At 59.2% G+C, this 17,407-nt stretch carries 16 protein-coding genes; 5 read left to right on the top strand and 11 right to left on the bottom strand.

Annotation, left to right across the window (positions count from 1 at the left end):
* The first annotated feature begins 31 nt into the window (after window positions 1-31).
* Entirely contained in the window at window positions 32-418 is a 387-nt protein-coding gene (gene gloA, locus ASG35_RS00075) for a lactoylglutathione lyase (protein WP_056351352.1), read from the top strand.
* A gap of 94 nt (window positions 419-512) precedes the next feature.
* Window positions 513-1,445 carry a DMT family transporter gene (locus ASG35_RS00070; RefSeq protein ID WP_056351349.1) on the top strand — a complete coding sequence of 311 codons (933 nt, stop codon included), beginning with the start codon at window positions 513-515 and terminating at the stop codon, window positions 1,443-1,445.
* On the opposite strand, the gene ASG35_RS00065 is transcribed toward ASG35_RS00070, so the two are convergent.
* The 6 genes from ASG35_RS00065 to ASG35_RS00040 form a co-directional block, all read right to left on the bottom strand.
* Entirely contained in the window at window positions 1,446-2,390 is a 945-nt protein-coding gene (locus tag ASG35_RS00065) for a LysR family transcriptional regulator (protein ID WP_056351346.1), read from the bottom strand. It lies immediately after the preceding gene.
* Window positions 2,391-2,505: 115 nt separating this feature from the next.
* A complete protein-coding gene (locus tag ASG35_RS00060; protein WP_082508163.1) occupies window positions 2,506-3,657 on the bottom strand; it encodes a porin in 1,152 nt (383 codons plus the stop codon).
* 231 nt (window positions 3,658-3,888) lie between these two features.
* The gene (rsmA, locus tag ASG35_RS00055; protein WP_056351343.1) at window positions 3,889-4,707 is read right to left on the bottom strand and encodes a 16S rRNA (adenine(1518)-N(6)/adenine(1519)-N(6))-dimethyltransferase RsmA; all 819 of its coding nucleotides are present in this window, start codon (window positions 4,705-4,707) and stop codon (window positions 3,889-3,891) included.
* Window positions 4,708-4,740: 33 nt separating this feature from the next.
* The gene (pdxA, locus tag ASG35_RS00050) at window positions 4,741-5,724 is read right to left on the bottom strand and encodes a 4-hydroxythreonine-4-phosphate dehydrogenase PdxA (protein WP_056351340.1); all 984 of its coding nucleotides are present in this window, start codon (window positions 5,722-5,724) and stop codon (window positions 4,741-4,743) included.
* Window positions 5,725-5,735: 11 nt separating this feature from the next.
* Window positions 5,736-7,097, bottom strand: coding sequence for a peptidylprolyl isomerase (locus ASG35_RS00045; RefSeq protein WP_442854789.1), 1,362 nt, complete (start codon window positions 7,095-7,097; stop codon window positions 5,736-5,738).
* A gap of 150 nt (window positions 7,098-7,247) precedes the next feature.
* Window positions 7,248-9,644: an LPS-assembly protein LptD gene (locus ASG35_RS00040; protein WP_056351334.1), complete on the bottom strand. Its 2,397-nt coding sequence runs from the start codon at window positions 9,642-9,644 to the stop codon at window positions 7,248-7,250.
* A 282-nt stretch (window positions 9,645-9,926) separates the two neighbouring features.
* Here ASG35_RS00040 and ASG35_RS00035 point away from each other — a divergent pair, with 282 nt between their 5' ends.
* Both ASG35_RS00035 and murU read left to right on the top strand, forming a co-directional pair.
* Entirely contained in the window at window positions 9,927-10,952 is a 1,026-nt protein-coding gene (locus ASG35_RS00035) for an aminoglycoside phosphotransferase family protein (RefSeq protein WP_056351329.1), read from the top strand.
* On the top strand, window positions 10,952-11,665 hold the full coding sequence (gene murU, locus ASG35_RS00030) for an N-acetylmuramate alpha-1-phosphate uridylyltransferase MurU (RefSeq protein ID WP_442854788.1): 714 nt from the start codon (window positions 10,952-10,954) through the stop codon (window positions 11,663-11,665). Before ASG35_RS00035 ends, murU begins: the two co-directional genes overlap by 1 nt.
* 197 nt (window positions 11,666-11,862) lie before the next feature.
* On the opposite strand, the gene ASG35_RS00025 is transcribed toward murU, so the two are convergent.
* Window positions 11,863-12,183, bottom strand: coding sequence for a hypothetical protein (locus ASG35_RS00025; RefSeq protein WP_056351324.1), 321 nt, complete (start codon window positions 12,181-12,183; stop codon window positions 11,863-11,865).
* Window positions 12,143-12,457 (bottom strand): hypothetical protein, encoded by a 315-nt coding sequence (locus ASG35_RS00020; protein ID WP_056351322.1) that lies wholly within the window; start codon window positions 12,455-12,457, stop codon window positions 12,143-12,145. Before ASG35_RS00020 ends, ASG35_RS00025 begins: the two co-directional genes overlap by 41 nt.
* 199 nt (window positions 12,458-12,656) lie before the next feature.
* Here ASG35_RS00020 and purB point away from each other — a divergent pair, with 199 nt between their 5' ends.
* A complete protein-coding gene (gene purB / locus ASG35_RS00015) occupies window positions 12,657-14,045 on the top strand; it encodes an adenylosuccinate lyase (RefSeq protein ID WP_056351319.1) in 1,389 nt (462 codons plus the stop codon).
* A 68-nt stretch (window positions 14,046-14,113) separates the two neighbouring features.
* Here purB and ASG35_RS00010 read toward each other — a convergent pair whose 3' ends face one another.
* The 3 genes from ASG35_RS00010 to ASG35_RS32020 form a co-directional block, all read right to left on the bottom strand.
* On the bottom strand, window positions 14,114-15,037 hold the full coding sequence (locus tag ASG35_RS00010; RefSeq protein WP_056351318.1) for an Ig-like domain-containing protein: 924 nt from the start codon (window positions 15,035-15,037) through the stop codon (window positions 14,114-14,116).
* A 467-nt stretch (window positions 15,038-15,504) separates the two neighbouring features.
* On the bottom strand, window positions 15,505-16,872 hold the full coding sequence (gene ltrA / locus ASG35_RS00005; RefSeq protein ID WP_056351315.1) for a group II intron reverse transcriptase/maturase: 1,368 nt from the start codon (window positions 16,870-16,872) through the stop codon (window positions 15,505-15,507).
* Between the two features lie 353 nt (window positions 16,873-17,225).
* Window positions 17,226-17,407, bottom strand: a 182-nt coding sequence (locus tag ASG35_RS32020) for a hypothetical protein (RefSeq protein ID WP_235527413.1), incomplete at its 5' end; no start/stop codon positions are given.

The following is a 17,407-nucleotide window of genomic DNA, read 5'->3' as shown; positions in this document are numbered from 1 at the left end:
GCTCCAGACGACAACCCAAAAGGACCCCATCATGCGACTTCTTCACACCATGCTGCGCGTTGGCGACTTGCAGCGTTCCATCGATTTCTACACGCGCATTCTCGGCATGAAAGTGCTGCGTCAAAGCGAGAACACCGAATACAAGTACACGCTGGCGTTCGTCGGTTACGGCGATGAAAGCGAAAACAGCGTGCTCGAACTGACCTACAACTGGGGCGTCGACAAGTACGACCTGGGCTCGGCGTACGGCCACATCGCGCTGGAAGTGGACGATGCCGCCGCCGCGTGCAACCGCATCCGCGAAGCCGGCGGCAAGGTCTCGCGCGAAGCCGGTCCGGTGAAGGGCGGCACGACGGTCATTGCGTTCGTGGAAGATCCGGACGGCTACAAAGTCGAGTTGATCGAGAAGCACTCGTGAGATAAACCGACGATAAAACAACGGGCCCTACGGGGCCTTTGACGTTTTCGAGCGTCAGCAAGACCACTATAAAAACCAGAGACAAGGCACTCCAATGAGCACCGCCCTTCCCGTTCGACGTGCTCCCGACGCCACCGCCATCCTGTTGATGATCGGCTTGTGCGCGGTATGGGGCTTTCAGCAAGTCGCGATCAAAGGGGCGAACGGCTCATTTCCGCCGCTGCTTCAGGCGGGCATCCGCTCGACCATCGCTACAGTTCTGGTGTGGTTGTGGACGCGTTCGCGCGGCGTGGCGCTCTTTCGTCGCGACGACACGCTCGCGTCCGGACTGCTCGCAGGCGTGCTGTTCGGCGGCGAGTTCGTGTGCATTTTCCTCGGGCTGACGCTGACCAGCGCAACACGCATGGTCGTGTTCCTCTATACCGCGCCGTGTTTCATGGCGCTTGGCCTGCACTTCTTCGTGGCCGGCGAAAAGCTGAAGCGTGTGCAATGGATCGGCATTGCGCTGGCGTTCGGCGGTATTGCGATTGCGTTCGCCGATGGTTTCCTGCATCCGAACCCCGGCACGGCATCGACATGGCAAGGCACCGCGGGCGATGCGCTCGGCGTCCTCGGCGGCGTGTTCTGGGCGGCGACCACCGTCGTGATCCGCGCCTCGCCGCTCGCGCGCGCAAGCGCCAGCAAGACGCTGTTCTATCAGCTGGGTGTATCGGCGATTGTCTTGCTCGCGCTTGCCTACGCGCTCGATCAGACGCACATCGGCACGATCACGCCGACCGCGATTGCGAGCCTCGCGTATCAGGCGATCATCGTGGCGTTCTTGAGTTATCTCACGTGGTTCTGGCTGCTCACGCGATACATGGCGTCGCGTCTTTCCGTGTTCTCGTTCTTGACACCAATCTTCGGCGTGGCGTTCGGCGTGATCCTGCTCGGCGATACGCTGACTACGCGCTTCGTAATGGCGGCGGCGCTGGTAGTGATCGGCATTGGCCTGGTGAATGCGCCGGCTGCGCGGGCGCGCGCGTGATTATCTGAGGCGGCCCATCGCGCGCGCCGTCCGAGTTGCCTCGTTCATGATCTGCGCGGCAAGCGCGAGTGCACCGTCGGCCGCCGCCGTTTGCGTGCGGTCGGCGAGACAAACGAGTGCGAACTGCAAACCGAGTTTGCGCGGATGCACAATCGATACACGCACCAGTCGCTCATCGGGCGCATCGCGTTGCACCGATGATCCCGTGCAAAACATGACGGCATTGGTGCGCGCGACGACACCCTTCAAAACGGCGATGTCGTTGCATTCCAGATGCAGCGGAATTTCCTCGTGCGCGCGAAATTTCAGCAACCGGCGCACGGCGTCTTGCATGAACGCGGACAACGATACCGACACCAGCGGATATTCCCGCAGCGCGGCAAGCGGCACAGGCGCGCGATCAAGCAACGGATGCGCCTGCCGCACGAACCAGCCGCCATCGTGTCCTGTTAGCCGATGCATGGTGACATCGGGCGCAATGGCCGTTTCCCGGCGATCGACAATCACGAAATCGGCGCGTTCAGAACGCAAGCGCTCCATCAACGTGCCCGCTTCGGCAATCTCCAGCGATACCTTGATGCCCGGATATTTGCGCGCGAACTCGACCAGCATGTCCGGAAACAGGATATCCGCGGCATGCGCGCCGAGGCCAATGCGCACTTCGCCGAGTGCATCGGCACGGATCAGCTCGACATCGCGGAAAAGACAGCGCGCTTCGAACAGCACGCGCCGCGCGCGCTCGACCAGTAGCTTCCCCGCGGGCGTTGGCGCGACGCCACGCGTGGCACGATCGAAAAGCTTGATGTCGAATTCGTCTTCGAGCGCCTGAATGCTGCGGCTCAACGCGGGCTGACTCAAATGCACGCGCTCCGCCGCGCGAGCGAAACTGCCCTCTTCGGCGAGCGCGACAAGGTGCGCCAGTCGACGCGAATTGATCTCATGCATGATATATAACGCAGCCCTAAGTTTCTCGTGCCTGATGCAATGCCGGCCGGTTATAACATCCACACTCTTGTTTGACGATGCCTGAGGCATTCAACCGAATGCCTCGAAGCCTTGTTCAGAAGCGATGCCGGATCCCGGTCATCAAGCCAATTTGCGTGCTTTTCTGCGCGAGGCCAACGGCGTTCACGCCCTGCAACTGCGTGCCGATGAGATCGCCTTTGTAGCGCGAATAATCGGTTTCGATATAAACATCGGTCCGCTTTGACAGGTCGTAATCAGCGACCAGCTGATACTGCCACGCCGAGCCATCCTGCGATTGCGCCTTGCCCTCCTGAAGCGTGCGCCAGACGTTCGCCGCAAAATGCCATGTGCTTCCAACGTGTTGCGTTATGCCGCCGAGAATCATGCGGCGGCGCTTGAAGTCCGAGTACTTCAGCGCGGCAAGCCCGGGCGCCGCGAACGGCCCGTTAGCAAACGTCGTGAATCCCTTGTCGTTCTGATTGACGATATATCCCAATGCGAAGCGCGTCTTGTCCCACGTGTACGATCCTCCGAAGGTCCACGCCTTGGCATTGCTGCCGTTGAGCGAGTCCTTGGTTTCCTTGAAGGCACCGCCGATCGAAACGGGGCCACCGCCGGGCACATACGCCGCAGCCACGCCGTACTGGCTGCCGTACGCAAGCCTGCCCGCATTGCCGCTGAACGAATACGCGGTGGAAATGCGCAAGTCCTTCAACTTGCCGTGATACTGGATCTGATTGCTGCTCCAGATACCGCCGGTCATGGTGACTTCAGGCTGGAAGCTGAAGTCGTATGGAATCCAGGGATTGCTGGAATAACCGCCCATGGTGATGCCTTCGATCATCACGTTGTATTGACGGCCAACCACAACCTGTCCATATGTTGTGGATTGAATGCCGATCTGCGCTTCGTTGAAGAACGGCATGGTCGGATCGCTCTGGCCGTTGCTCAGGAAGAACCGGTTTTCGAGCTTGAACATGGTCGACCAGCCGCCGCCAAGATCTTCCACGCCCTTGATGCCCCAGCGGCTCTCGCTCATGCCGCCCGGCCCCATGACGATGTTCCCGTCTCCTTGCTTGTTGGCGTTGGAAAGATAACGCATGCTGACATCCGCGACGCCATACAGCGTGACGCTCGACTGCGCATGGCTCGATGCACAACTCAGCGCCGCGGGCAAAACAGCAAAGCTCAGTTTGCACCAGTTGCCGAAGCCACTTTTCTTCCCGGAAATTCTTAAAATAGTCATGCGTCTCCCGTCTCTTTGTAATCTCGTAGTGCGAATCAAATACGCACGCATCGACGCGTTTCACGCTCGCGGCTGCAAAGCCGGCTGCGCGAAACGCGTCGCTAATTTGAGGGCAAGAGGACGGTTAACTCCAGTGCATTCCTTGCATCGAAAGAATGCAGGGAATGCATGGGATCAAGAGGGGAACAGCCTGGAAAAGGAAGCGGGTGACCGAATAAATAAAATTGAGGCTTAATTGCTACGCGCTTGCGCCACGACCTGTGCGAGCTTCACAAATTCAGCGACAGGCACTTCTTCGGCGCGCCGGGAAAGATCGAAGCCGATTGCGTCGAAGTCGACCTGATCTCGATACACACCCAACGTATTGCGCATCATCTTGCGCCGCTGCGAGAAAGCCGCCAGCACGACTTCACCGAGCACTTTGTCATCCACATCCGGCAGTTCATTCGGCGCATACGGAATCATGCGGACGATCGCGGAGTTCACCTTCGGCGGCGGATTGAACGATTCGGGCGGGACATCGATCAGTTTGTCGATTGAATAACGATATTGCAGCATCACCGTCAGCCGGCCGAAGTCCTTGGTGCCGGGCTCGGCGATCATCCGGTCCACCACTTCGTCCTGCAGCATGAAATGCTGGTCGATGACCTTCGGCGCGAACGCGGTCAGGTGGAACAGCAGCGGGCTGGAAATGTTGTACGGCAAATTCCCCACGATCCGCAGCGACGGCTTGTCGCCTTCCAGCGCGAGCGAGCCGAAGTCGAACGCAAGCGCGTCTCCAGCGTGCAGCGCCAGCAGATTGCCGAAGCGCTTTTCCAGCCGGCCAATCAGGTCACGATCCAGCTCGACCGCGTGCAACGGCGAATCCGGCGTGGAAAGCCGCTCGATCAACGGCGCGGTCAGCGCGGCCAATCCCGGCCCGATCTCGACCATGCGCTCGCCGCGCTTGGGATCGATGACATCGACGATCGAATCGATCACGCCCTGATCAACGAGGAAGTTCTGCCCGAAGCGCTTGCGCGCGAAGTGGCCCTGGTGCTTGATGGACATCGGAGAAACCGGTCAGGAACTGCAAATAAGGGATCAGGCCGCGCGACGATGGCGCGCCATGGCAACAGCGGTATTGATGGCGACAATCAGGCTGCCCGGATCCGCGCGGCCCGTGCCGGCGAGATCAAGCGCGGTGCCGTGATCGACGGAAGTACGGACGATCGGAAGCCCGAGCGTCACATTGATGCCTTCGCCGAAGGTTGCGTACTTCAGGACCGGCAGGCCCTGATCGTGGAACATGGCGAGCACGCAATCGGCGTCTTTCAAATAGCGCGGCTGGAACAGCGTGTCTGCGGGATAGGGACCCGGCGCATCGATACCCAACTCACGCGCACGCAACAGCGCCGGCGTGATGACATCGATTTCCTCGCGGCCGAGATAACCGTTCTCGCCCGCGTGCGGATTCAGCCCGGTGACGAGAATGCGCGGCTTGGGCAAGCCGAACATGGCCTTCAAGTCACGATGAACGATGCTCAACGTTTCGACAATGCCATCCACCGTCAGCGCCGCCGATACATCTTTCAGCGGCAAATGCGTGGTGGCGAGCGCGACGCGCAGCGGCCGTTCGCCCGAACCGGCGAGCATCATGACCACGCGCGGCGTATGCGTGCGTTCAGCGAGATATTCGGTATGGCCGGTGAAGGGAACGCCGGCGTCGTTGATGGTGCTTTTTTGAAGCGGCGCCGTGACGATTGCGTCGAACCGTTTGCTCAACGCGCCGTCGATGGCTGTATCGAGCAAACCGAGCACGTAGCGCCCGTTCGCGGCGTCGAGCTTGCCGGCTTGTGCCGGAACGCTCAGCGGATGGTGTTCAATCTCGATGGCTGCGCCGCTGGAAAGCCAGGGCGACGCGCCCGCACGCTCGGCCATGAGGTCGCGGTCAGCCAGCACGGAGAACCTGACGCCGGGCCAGCGCGTGGCCGCTTGAGCCAGCGCCGCCACCGTCAATTCGGGACCAACGCCGGCCGGTTCCCCGGTGGTGATGGCTATCGACAATGCGCGGCTTGCTGGTTCCATTCGGACAACCTTTACTGGTTTAGGGCCTGCTGCGCAGCGGCGCCCTTGTACTGAACGTACGCGGTATCGCGCAGTTCGCGCAGCCAGTCGGAATACGCCTGCTCCGCCTTGCGCTGGCCAATCGCCTGGCGCGCCAGATCGAGCTGTTGCTGCACCGAGCCTTCAGCTTCACGACGTCCGAGCACCTGGATCAAGTGATAACCGTATTCGGAACGCACCGGATCGCTGACTTCGCCGTCTTTCAGGTTGTTCATGGCGCGCTCGAATTCCGGCACGGTTTCACCCGGGCTGATCCAGCCGAGATCGCCGCCCTGCGACGCCGAGCCGTCCGACGAATAAGTCCGTGCGTAGTTGGCGAAATCGCCGCCCTTTGCAACGTCGGCCTTGATTTCAAGCAGCTTCTGACGCGCTGCCGGTTCCGACGTGCCGTCGGTCACGCGCAACAAGATGTGGCGCACGTGCGTTTGCACGAGCTTGGGTGCATCGGCGGCTTGACCCTGGCCTGTACGACGCTCGACCAGCTTGATGATTTCGAAGCCGCCATCGGTACGGATCAGTTCCGGATTCACCTGATTCGGACGCAACGTAGAAACCGCCGTCACAATCGATGCCGGCAACGAAGACTGCGTGCGAAAACCGAGATCGCCGCCCTTGGCTGCATCGGTATCCTGGGTATTGTTCTTAGCAAGCTTCGTGAAATCCGAGCCGCTTTGCGCGTCCTTCAACACAGCGTCCGCCTTTGCCTGGATCGCAGCAACGTCCGCCTGCGATGCATTTTCCGGCACCTTGAACATGATGTGCTGCAGATGCAGGTCGTTGCCGCCGCGTGCGTTCGGTCCGCGCTGGCTCGCCACGTAGTTCGCCACTTCCGCGTCCGACACCGTGATCTTGCTGTCCACTTCCTTCTCGCGCAGCTTCGAAAGCGTCAGCTCCGTGCGGGCATCGCGTTGAAACGTGGTCCATGGCACGCCTTGCGCCTCGATGCGCGCACGATAAACATCGAGCGTCATCTGGTTTTGCTGCGCAAGGCGTTCGAGCGTACGCTGAACGGTGGCATCGTCGATATTGATGCTGTCTTCCTTCGCCTTCTGCAACTGAATGCGTTCGAGCACCATCTGGTCGAGCACCTGCCGCTGCAACTGGGCGGCCGGAGGAACCGGCGCGTTCTGCTGCTGCAAACGACGCACAATGAGATTGCTGCGGTCGTTGAGCTCGCGCTCGGTGATCACGTCGTTGTTCACGACCGCGACGACGGAATCCGCTATCTGCGCGCCACCCGCCGTGGTCAACGCCTGAGCGTGCGCCATCGGGCCGGTCAGGAAAACCGCTGCGCATGCGGCTGCTGCGAACGTTGTCCACTTAAACTTGTTCATGTTTGACACAGATACTCCATCGATTGCGGCCGATGACCGGCCCTATTACCTTGCGCTGCTGCGTGTCTGTGACACCGCACCGAACCCGCAAATATACGCCTCGGCGCGTACCACGGGCACTTTCTGCCCTGACCGTTTCTATTCACGCGTTCATTCGTAATTGGTGTAACGCGCGAGCGGCGCGGGCGGCGGCGGTGGCGGCGTGTAACCGGCAACACCGGCACGGAATGCCGCGGTGAGTCCATTATCGACGTTCGACAAACCCTTGAACGTCATCTGAGCCAGCACGCGAGTACCGGCGCTGTTACTGCCCGTGCTATTGACACCGTTTGCGTAACGCTGCACGCCGAGGCCGAGCGTCCAGCAGTCGGCATCGTACTGGAAGCCCAGCAGCCCGTCGACGAGACGATGGCTCGCCAGATCGTAGTTCACCCGGCCGACGCTATAAATGTGTCGCGTGATTGGCCACTGTGCCGAAATCAGGATCTGGTTGATCGGTTGAGTGGACAACGTGGTTTCGTTCGCCCGCGTGTACCGGTAGCCAATATTGAGGACCTTGCGCGCTTCGGGACTGTATCCGAAACCGACGCTCGAACGCACGAGCTGGTTGTTGTCCGCATTATATTGGAACGCCGTTTCCTGCGAAAAACCAGCGCCCAGCTTGAACGACGCGCCCAGGATCAGGTCCGAGTGCTTCGCCTGATCGAGCGGCTGGCCTTCCGTGATCGTCACGCGCTGCGGCTGGAAATAATACTGCTGCGCGATGACAAAACGCGCGCGTTCGTCGCCCGTTGCCGGGTTGATGAAACGCGATGTCAGGCCGACCGTGAGACGGTTTGCATCGGCAATGCGGTCGTTACCCGCGTATGTATTCGGCGTGTAGATTTCAGCGAGGCTGAAGTCGGCCTGGCCGGTATCGAAGATAGGCGCGAACTGCTGGTTCCGATACGGCGTGTACACGTAGTACAGGCGCGGTTCCAGTGTCTGGATGTAATCCTGCCCGAACACCGTGACCGAACGGTCGAAGACCAGGCCGGTATCGAAGCTGACAGTTGGAATGGATTCCGTCAGGCTCTTCGGCTGGCCCGCCGGCGTGCCGGACGCAGTGCTGCCAAGCTGGCTCAGGTTGTACGACGCCAGGTGGTACTGGATCTTCGGCGTGACGAAATAACCCGGGCCCGTGACGCTGTAGCTCAAGTACGGATTGAATACGGCGCGCTGACCCTTGGTTGCATCGTCGACCGTGGTCGTGAAGCGCGTGTAATCCATCTCCGCGCCGTAGTCGAAGCCGCCTACGTTGTACTTGTTGTACAGCACGTTCAACTGCGGCTCGCGCGCGTACGGCGCAACCGCTGGCGGCAAGGTCTGCCAGCGCTGCTCGCGAGCGATGATGGACCACGGGCCGTTGTTGTAGGTCAACCCTGCTTCCTGCTGATACAGCACTTGCGTGCCGTTCAGGAACTGGTTCGCGGCGTTGCCCAGGTCTTCCGGATACTGACTGTCCGAGACCTTGTTGTAGTTGATGTAACCCGCGAAACCGCCGCCGAAATTCTGCTGATGCTGAATGTAGATCGCATAACGGTTCGTATGCGTCTGCATGTCGTTCGGCAGGAATTCGCCGGTGATCGTGCCCGAATACGTAGGCGACAGATAGCGGAACGTGGACTGCAACTGAATCCCGCGCCGTGTCATCAGGCGCGGTGTCACCAGCAAGTCGCGGTTCGGTGCAATGTTGAAGTAATACGGCAGCGAGACTTCAAAACCAGTTGTTGAGTTCAGCGATACCGTTGGCGGCAAGATCCCGCTGCGACGTTCGCCGGTCAGCGGAAACGACAGCCACGGGCTCGCGAATACCGGCACGCCCTGGAAGAACAGCACGCCGTTGTGTGCTACGCCTTCGTTCGCGCCGGTATCGAAGTCAAACGACGTGCCCTTGATGTACCACGCCGGATCGGTCTCGCACGAACATGCCGTGTACGTGCCGTGGTCCACGCGGGTCTGCTCGTTATCGATCAGGTCCGCGCGGGCGGCGCTGCCCGAGCCATTCGACAAGTTGAAGCGGTACTTCGGGTTCGTCATGTAACCCTCGTTCGCCTCCACCTTCAAGTGCGCTTCCGGGCCAATGAACGTATTGCCGTTGTTGAAGATCCTGACATTGCCGTAAGCGTCGGCCATGTCGGTGTCCTGGTCGTAATGCAGCGCATCCGACTTGATCACCGACGTATTGCGGCGCAACTCTGCCGCGCCCTTGGCGGCCATGTCCTGGTCCGCCGTGCCCAACGCGCGATCGCCCAGCACGAACGTGGCCGGCTGGTCGCCTTGCCTGAGCGGACGTTCTTCGAGTTGCGGAGCGAGACGCAGGCTCCACGCGTCGCCAAGCGGCTGCGTGTCTGCCGCCGCGCCCGATAGCTGCGCGTTGGCAAGCGCCGGCATGAGGCCCGGCACTGCGATCAGCGCTGCGAACAGCCGCCGCCTGCGTGGCCGCTGATCACGCGATTCGCGCGACGGGCCGGGTGAAACCAATTTGGAAAGCTGTCGTGGCGGCATGTTTGAGTGCTGTTCAATCGCGTCACGCTCGGCGCTCGACGCTCGACGCCTGCAGGCGTGAGCCGCCGGGCACAGCCACCGGAACTCGCGCCACCGGAGTTGTCGGTTCGCTGCGAACGAAAATGAATCGATCGATGGATAGTGCGGGCGGTAACTCCTGACCCGCAAAAAGCCGCTGAGGCTTGCTGCAGGCCGGGGCGCCGGGCGTTACACGCGGTGCAAACGGAATGCTTAAAAAAGTCGTGGGGTATTATATGGCAAGACGTTTCACCCCTAGAATTTATGACGCCCCAAACCCCTGATTTTCGCCTTACACAGCTTCGCGACTGGCTGCAAACCGTGGCCGAACGGTACGCACTGGATCTTTCATCGCTTGCACCCGCTTCCACCGACGCCAGTTTCCGGCGTTATTTCCGGCTGGCTGCGCAAAGCGAGTCTGGAAACACGTTGATTGCCGTCGATGCCCCACCGCCCGAGAAGTGCCGCGAGTTCGTGCAAGTGGCAGGTTTGTTGCGCGATGCGGGCGTCCATGTGCCGCAGGTTCTCGAGGTCGATCTCGACGCCGGCTTCATGCTGGTCACGGATCTCGGCACCACGACCTACCTCTCCGTGCTCGATGAAAAAAACGCGCGCCCGCTGATGCGCGCGGCGATCGATGCGTTGATCAGGTTCCAGGTGACATCGCGGGAAGGCGTTTTGCCCGCTTTCGATGAAGCCTTCTTGCGCCGCGAAATGGAGCTCATGCCCGAGTGGTTCGTGGCGAAGCACCTCGGCCACACGCTGGAAGCATCCGAGCGCAAGGTCCTCGACGACACATTCAACGTGCTCGTGCAAAGCGCGCTGGCCCAGCCACAAATATTCATGCTGCGCGACTTCATGCCGCGCAATCTGATGGTCGCCACGCCAAATCCCGGCGTGCTCGACTTCCAGGACGCGGTTTATGGACCGTTGAGCTATGACATTGCGTCGCTGTTGCGCGATGCGTTTATCAGTTGGGAAGAAGAGTTCGAGCTCGACTGTTTTGTTTATTACTGGGAAGGCGCGCGCCGTGCGGGACTTCCGGTCGATGCCGACTTCGGCGAGTTCTATCGGCAGATCGAGTGGATGGGATTGCAGCGCCACATCAAGGTATTGGGACTTTTTGCGCGGATTTATCATCGCGATGGCAAGCCGCAATATCTCGCGGATTTACCGAGGTTTATCGGCTATGCACGCAAAGTGTCCGAGCGTTACAGGCCGTTGCGCCCGTTCGCGCGATTGCTCGATACACTTGAAGGCCGCGCCGTGGACGTGGGATATACCTTTTGATGAGCGCATTGAAGACTGCGATGATTTTCGCCGCCGGACGCGGCGAGCGTATGCGCCCGTTGACGGACACGTGCCCCAAGCCGCTCTTGAAAGTCGGCGGTAAAGCGTTGATTGTCTGGCAGATTGAACGGCTGGCGGCAGCGGGGTTCGAGACAATCGTGATCAATCACGCGTGGCTTGGTCGGATGCTGCAATCGAATCTCGGCAACGGATCGCGCTGGGGCGTCGAGATTCGTCATTCGCATGAAATGCACGCGCTGGAGACGGCTGGCGGAATTGCACAGGCCTTGCCGCTGCTGGAATCGCAAGGCGAGCCGGCGATATTCCTGGCCGTCAGTGGCGACGTGTTCTGCGACTTCGATTATGCGAGTTTGAAAGCACGCGCGCCTTCAATGGCAGTTGCGCCCGAACCGGCCATGCATCTGGTGATGGTGCCGAACCCGCCGTTTCATACGCTCGGGGATTTTGCGCTTGAAGCCAATGGCACGCTTTCCATCGATGGCTCGGCGCGCTACACGTTCGGCAATATCGGTTTGTACGATACCCGCATGTTCCGCGATCTCGCTCCCAACACGCGTCGGGCTTTGACGCCGTACTATCAGGCGACCGTCGCGGCGGGGCGCGCTACGGGCGAGTTGTTCGAAGGGCGGTGGGAGAATGTTGGGACGGCCGCGCAGTTGGAGGCGCTGGATCGGGCGTTGCGGAAGCGCTGAGCATCCGGGACTTTTGGAACCGTCATTTCGGCAGGTCGACGATTCGGGGTTGTTCGATCCGCTCAGGGAGCGTCAGACCGTTGCTATCGATGGCGGCAAAGCGTTCATGTACCTCGGTGCCGAAACCTCCATGTTGGTCGGCATGCGACCTTCCTCGATTTTCAGCGCGCGTAGTTACCTTGCGCTTAAGACGCGGTCTATTTTTTTCCGTAAGTGGCATCATGGTCCCGTTCGATGGTCAAGAAGCGCAGATAGTCACCGTCGCGAAATGCCGTCGCGCGACGCGCTTGTGTGATCCGCACCGAATACACCGCTTCGATGCCACTCGGTGTCTGTACGCTAGTGATTTTTTCCCATTTCAGTCCCTGGTCCAGATAAACCTGATCCCACGTCAACTGCAGCAGTTTTTTAACAGTTGCAAGAACACACGAGGCTTCCGGCTTATCCAAAGCGACCCAGTTTCGCTGGAAGACGGGATTATTTAGATCCAGTTTTACGGGATCGTTTCTCTTCGGCATTTCCCAACTCTTTGAATAGCGCGTCCGGATTAGTTTCTCGAGGCGGATTTGATGCCGCCCAGACCAAGGCCTCTTGCATATCTTGCTGAGCGGTTGCTGTATGCATCCATGCCTCGTTCTCAGGAATCACGAGCGCGGTCCGCACCAGCCACACGCCGGGTTCGCGTTCTTCAACAAGCACTTGCCGGCCGGCGTATTCTTTTCCAAGCGAAATCTGTCCGCTCGCACCGACCACCTTCACGCTAGTTTTTGGGTCTAACAGGGTTGCTCTCATGGGATACCTAAGAACGTTAAGAATTAGGCTGATTCGTTTTAATAAGGCAGGCTAGAGCGTCGAATCGCTTACAGCCGCACAATGGCATGATAGCACTGCAGCATGAATACTGACGTCTCGCGCTTGTCCAAACGAGAAAAGCAGATTTGCGGCCAATGTTAAAATCCCTGCCTCCTTTCGTCTCTCCCGCGGCCCCCACATGTCCGATACCCGTCCCGATACCCTTTTCGCGCTCACCGCGCTGTCGCCGCTCGACGGCCGTTATGCCGCCAAAACCGAAGCGCTGCGGGACTGGTTGTCCGAATCGGCGTTCATGAAACATCGTGTGAAGGTCGAGATTCATTGGCTGATCGCGCTCTCGCAAGCCGGTTTCGATGAAATCCCGCCCTTCTCCGAAGCATCCGAAAACTTCCTTCTGCAACTCGCCGAGCGCTTCACCGCGCACGATGCGGCGCGCATCAAGGACATTGAAAAGGTCACGAATCACGACGTGAAAGCCGTCGAGTACTGGCTCAAGGAATCCGTCAAAGGCCAGCCGGAACTGGAAAAAGCGAGTGAGTTCATCCACTTTGCGTGCACGTCGGAAGATATCAACAACACGTCGCACGGCATGATGATCGCGGGCGCGCGTGAACACGTGCTGCTGCCGGCGCTGCGTTCAGTGCACGACCGGTTGATCAAGCTCGCTCATGCAAACGCCGCGCAACCCATGCTTTCGCGCACGCACGGACAGCCCGCCAGCCCGACCACGCTCGGCAAGGAAATGGCGAATGTCGCCGCGCGTTTGCAGAGCGCGATTGAACGCATCGCGGAAGTGCCGGTTCTCGGCAAGATGAACGGCGCCGTCGGCAATTTCAACGCGCATCTTTCGGCGTATCCGGAGTTCGATTGGGAAGCGTTTTCGGAAGGCGTGATTGAAGATCGGCTGAAACTAACGTTCAATCCGTACACCATCCAGATTGAACCGCACGACTACATGGCCGAGCTTTTCGATGCCATCTCGCGCGCCAATACAATCCTTCTGGATCTGGATCGCGATGTGTGGGGTTATATCTCCGTCGGGTATTTCAAGCAGCGGACGAAGGCGGGTGAGATTGGGTCATCGACCATGCCGCACAAGGTCAATCCCATCGACTTCGAGAATTCGGAAGGCAACCTCGGATTAGCGAATGCCTTGCTGCGCCATCTCGCCGATAAACTCCCGATCTCCCGCTGGCAGCGCGACCTCACGGATTCGACCGTGTTGCGCAATATTGGCGTTGCGTTTGGTTATTCGCTGCTGTCGTACGATTCGCTGATTCGCGGACTGGACAAACTGGAAGTGAACGCCGCGCGCTTGAATGAAGACCTGGATAATTGCTGGGAAGTGCTGGCTGAACCGATTCAAACCGTCATGCGCCGATACGGCGTTGAAAATCCCTACGAGCAGTTGAAGGAATTGACGCGCGGCAAAGGCATTACGCGTGAAGGTCTGCAAACGTTCATTAACGGGCTGGCTATTCCAGACGACGCCAAGAAACTGCTGCTTGAAATGACGCCAGGTTCTTATGTTGGCAAAGCAGTGGAACTGGCGCAACGCATCAAGTAAGACTTTACGATTCGTGCAATTGATAACGCCGTTCAAGATTTTTGAACGGCTTTTTTATTGTTGACCGATCAATGCATTTCAATTCGCACCGCGTGTTCAACGAGCAATTCAGTATTCGCGGTTGAATGCTCGATAACGTTGTAAAGAACGCCGCCCACTTCGGCGGTTCCATGATGTTGCCAGTCACCTTCTGACAAACCCGCAACGTGCGACGTGGTCAGATCAACAGAATCGCCGTCCTTGCCGTTCACGATCAGCTGCTGTTTGCCATCGTCTATAAACAGGTCTTGTTTGCCCAGACTCAGCACGTCAGCGAGGGATACTTTTAATGCGTTGTGATGACCGCCCAGATCGAAACTCGCAACACTTTGCGTTGACGTTGCCGATGCATGTTCAGTGAAGTTGCTCAGATCAAGCACTTGGTGATTGCCGACAAACGAAACCGTGTCGAGCCCTTTGCTGTGCTCCAGATGAGCCGATGTTTGCCTGATATACGACAGCGGATCATCGGAAGTATCTACAAGGCCGTTCGTGATCTTGTCGGCCGCCGCGGCCTGCGCGGTGATTGGTTCGGAATGCAGTTTGAACAGATTTGGCGGGAAGTAGGGCAAATTGCCGTCTATATGGTTATCGAATAGCCGCGATGCATGATCTTCAAACGAACCGTTGTGAGCCGGCTGCGCGTTCTCCGATGTATCAACAGTAATAGTGAAATAACCTGTGCTGGGATTGACGCCGTATTCGTTCAGTTGCACTGCGGAGAGATCGTGGACGCCATCCGAAAGTGGCGTGGAAAGTTGAAGCGACCAACCGCCCTGTCCATTTGCTGAAACCACGCCGAGCAATGTTGTTCCGTCGTATATATCGATAGTCGCAAACGGATCGGCTTTGCCAACTAACAGCGGTTTCTCGCTTGTAATTGTGCCGCCGCTTGTCATTCCCTGCACATCAGTAATCACCGCTTGTACGCGAGTCTCGAAGTCCGAAGCCATTGTGCTGATCCTGTTTTAAAAGTAATTGGTCCGCCTACCTTTACTCGATAACAACCTGGTTGATACATAGCCAGCACCCGACCAAACACCTCCTAGTTGAACCGCTAAGTTACCTGCTTGGAAGAGCCAAATCCATTCGAACGATGAAACAGCGCGTTGCCAGTTTTGTTACTTACGCGATGCATAACGACCTTGCTCGCGATCGAACGGTTAAATTGACGAATCGGCATAGGGGACGGCCAAGAGGCCGTACCCCTGCCACACCACCCGGCATGCGGGTCCGCACCGGGCGGTTCGAGAAGTTGAGGTTAGGAGAAACGAGGTACCCCCAGTCGANGATGCATAACGACCTTGCTCGCGATCGAACGGTTAAATTGACGAATCGGCATAGGGGACAGCCAAGAGGCCGTACCCCTGCCACACCACCCGGCATGCGGGTCCGCACCGGGCGGTTCGAGAAGTTGAGGTTAGGAGAAACGAGGTACCCCCAGTCGATCGAAKTAGGCGAGAGTRAGCACGCGTTTGAGAGCACGGTCGCTGTTGCGCCACCAGCAACGGTTATTCGCCGCCACTTGGCGCGCTGTTTCAGCGGATGCACCCAACGCACGGAGTTCCCGGTAGATGGTAAAGCCATGGCGCCAGTGTTTAAGCTGGATAGCGCGCAGCCGGTGACGCATCCACTGCTCCAGTGCCGACCACACACCGGGCGTTTGCGCCATCCTGAAGTATGCCTTCCACCCCAACACGTAAGGCCGTAACCGTTCCACCACCTCCTTCATGCTGCGCCCGCCAGAACGGCGGGTCAGTTCACGAATGCGACGCTTAAACGCCAGGAGCGGTTTGGCCGCTACYTTGCGCTTCACTACACCGCCCGGAGCTACCCACAAGCTGTAGCCCAGAAACTTGCGGCCGAACACGCTCGCCACCGCGCTCTTGGTCYCGTTGACCTTCAAGCGCAGCCGACCATACAAGCGTCGCAACAGTGCCATCACTCGTTCACCTGCACGGCGGCTACGAACATACACGTTCGAATCGTCGGCGTAGCGCACGAAGCAATGACCCCGCCTTTCCAATTCCCGATCCACCTCATYGAGCAGCACGTTGGCCAGCAATGGTGATAGCGGCCCGCCTTGCGGCGTGCCCTGATGTCTTTGCTGCACCACCCCGTCATCCATGATGCCGCTGTTCAAATACGCCCGGATCAACTGGATGACTCCGGCGTCGCCAAGGCGTTTCTGTAAGCGGTCGATCAGAATTTCGTGATTGACCCGGTCGAAGAACTTCTCCAGATCCACGTCCACCACAACCCGCCGCCCAGACTGCACGTACGACTGCGCGGTTAACACCGCGTCGTGCGCACTGCGCCCGGGCCGAAAGCCGTAGCTATGCTCGCTGAAGGTAGGGTCCAGAATYGGCTGCAACACCTGCAGCAGTGCTTGCTGGATCAGCCGATCCGTCACCGTCGGGATGCCCAGCTCGCGCTCGCCTCCGTCCGCTTTCGGRATCGTCACTCGCCGTACCGGACTCGGCCGGTACGTCCCCTTTAGCAATTGCTCGCGGATCACAGGCCACACCGTCACCAGGTGTCGGGAGGTCTGATCGATATCCAGACCGTCTACACCCGCAGCGCCTTTGTTTGCCCGTACCCGCTTAAACGCCTGCTTCAGGTTCTCTCTCGTCAACGCCGCTTCCAGCAGCGCCGACCCTGTGTTCCCGGATTCATGCCGCGGGCGGCAAGCTTCGTCACTCACGGGTACACGCGCAGCTTCACCGCGCGCTACTCCCGCTCGCCCCGTTTGCACGGGCATCTGACGCAATGCCTGCCACATCGACATGACGCTGAACACTCCTTCTCGTTCGGCCCTTCATCACTCGCTTSAGCCTCACCGGCCTATCCTGTGACTAGTACGGCCTCTGCTGACTTCTCGCTCCGACTCGACGCCGTCGCCCTTTCAGGCACGAGGCGAGATCTCCCCAGGTAAGAACGCAATCCTTCACCGCACAACCGCCGGATCTACAGCACCTGATCCTTGACCACGAGAGCTTCGCAGTTTCGTGCCTGCTCGCCCTGATCGGCACCGCCTTCTATCCGGTTCTTGTCCATCGGCTCGCGGCTTCGCTCCACGCTTCCTCCCCACGCTCGGTCACCCTCACGCAGTTGCGCTTCGCTTCGTTCGCTGTGGTCAACTCACGGGAGGACTCGCACCTCCAAGATTGCGCCCATGCTGGGCGCACACGAAAAAAGCCGTTCCAAACTTCTGTGATCGATGACAAAGCGCCGCGGCTTTCGCTCAGCGACCGCGATCGCTTGAAGAAGAATCGCGATGGTTCCACCGATGTAGTCGTTTTGACCAGCCCCTGCGGCGACAA

The sequence above is a fragment of the Burkholderia sp. Leaf177 genome (genome assembly GCF_001424345.1).
Classification (GTDB): Bacteria; Pseudomonadota; Gammaproteobacteria; order Burkholderiales; family Burkholderiaceae; genus Caballeronia.
Note: the sequence above shows the minus strand (reverse complement) of the source record. Positions and strands in the feature narration are given on the sequence as shown.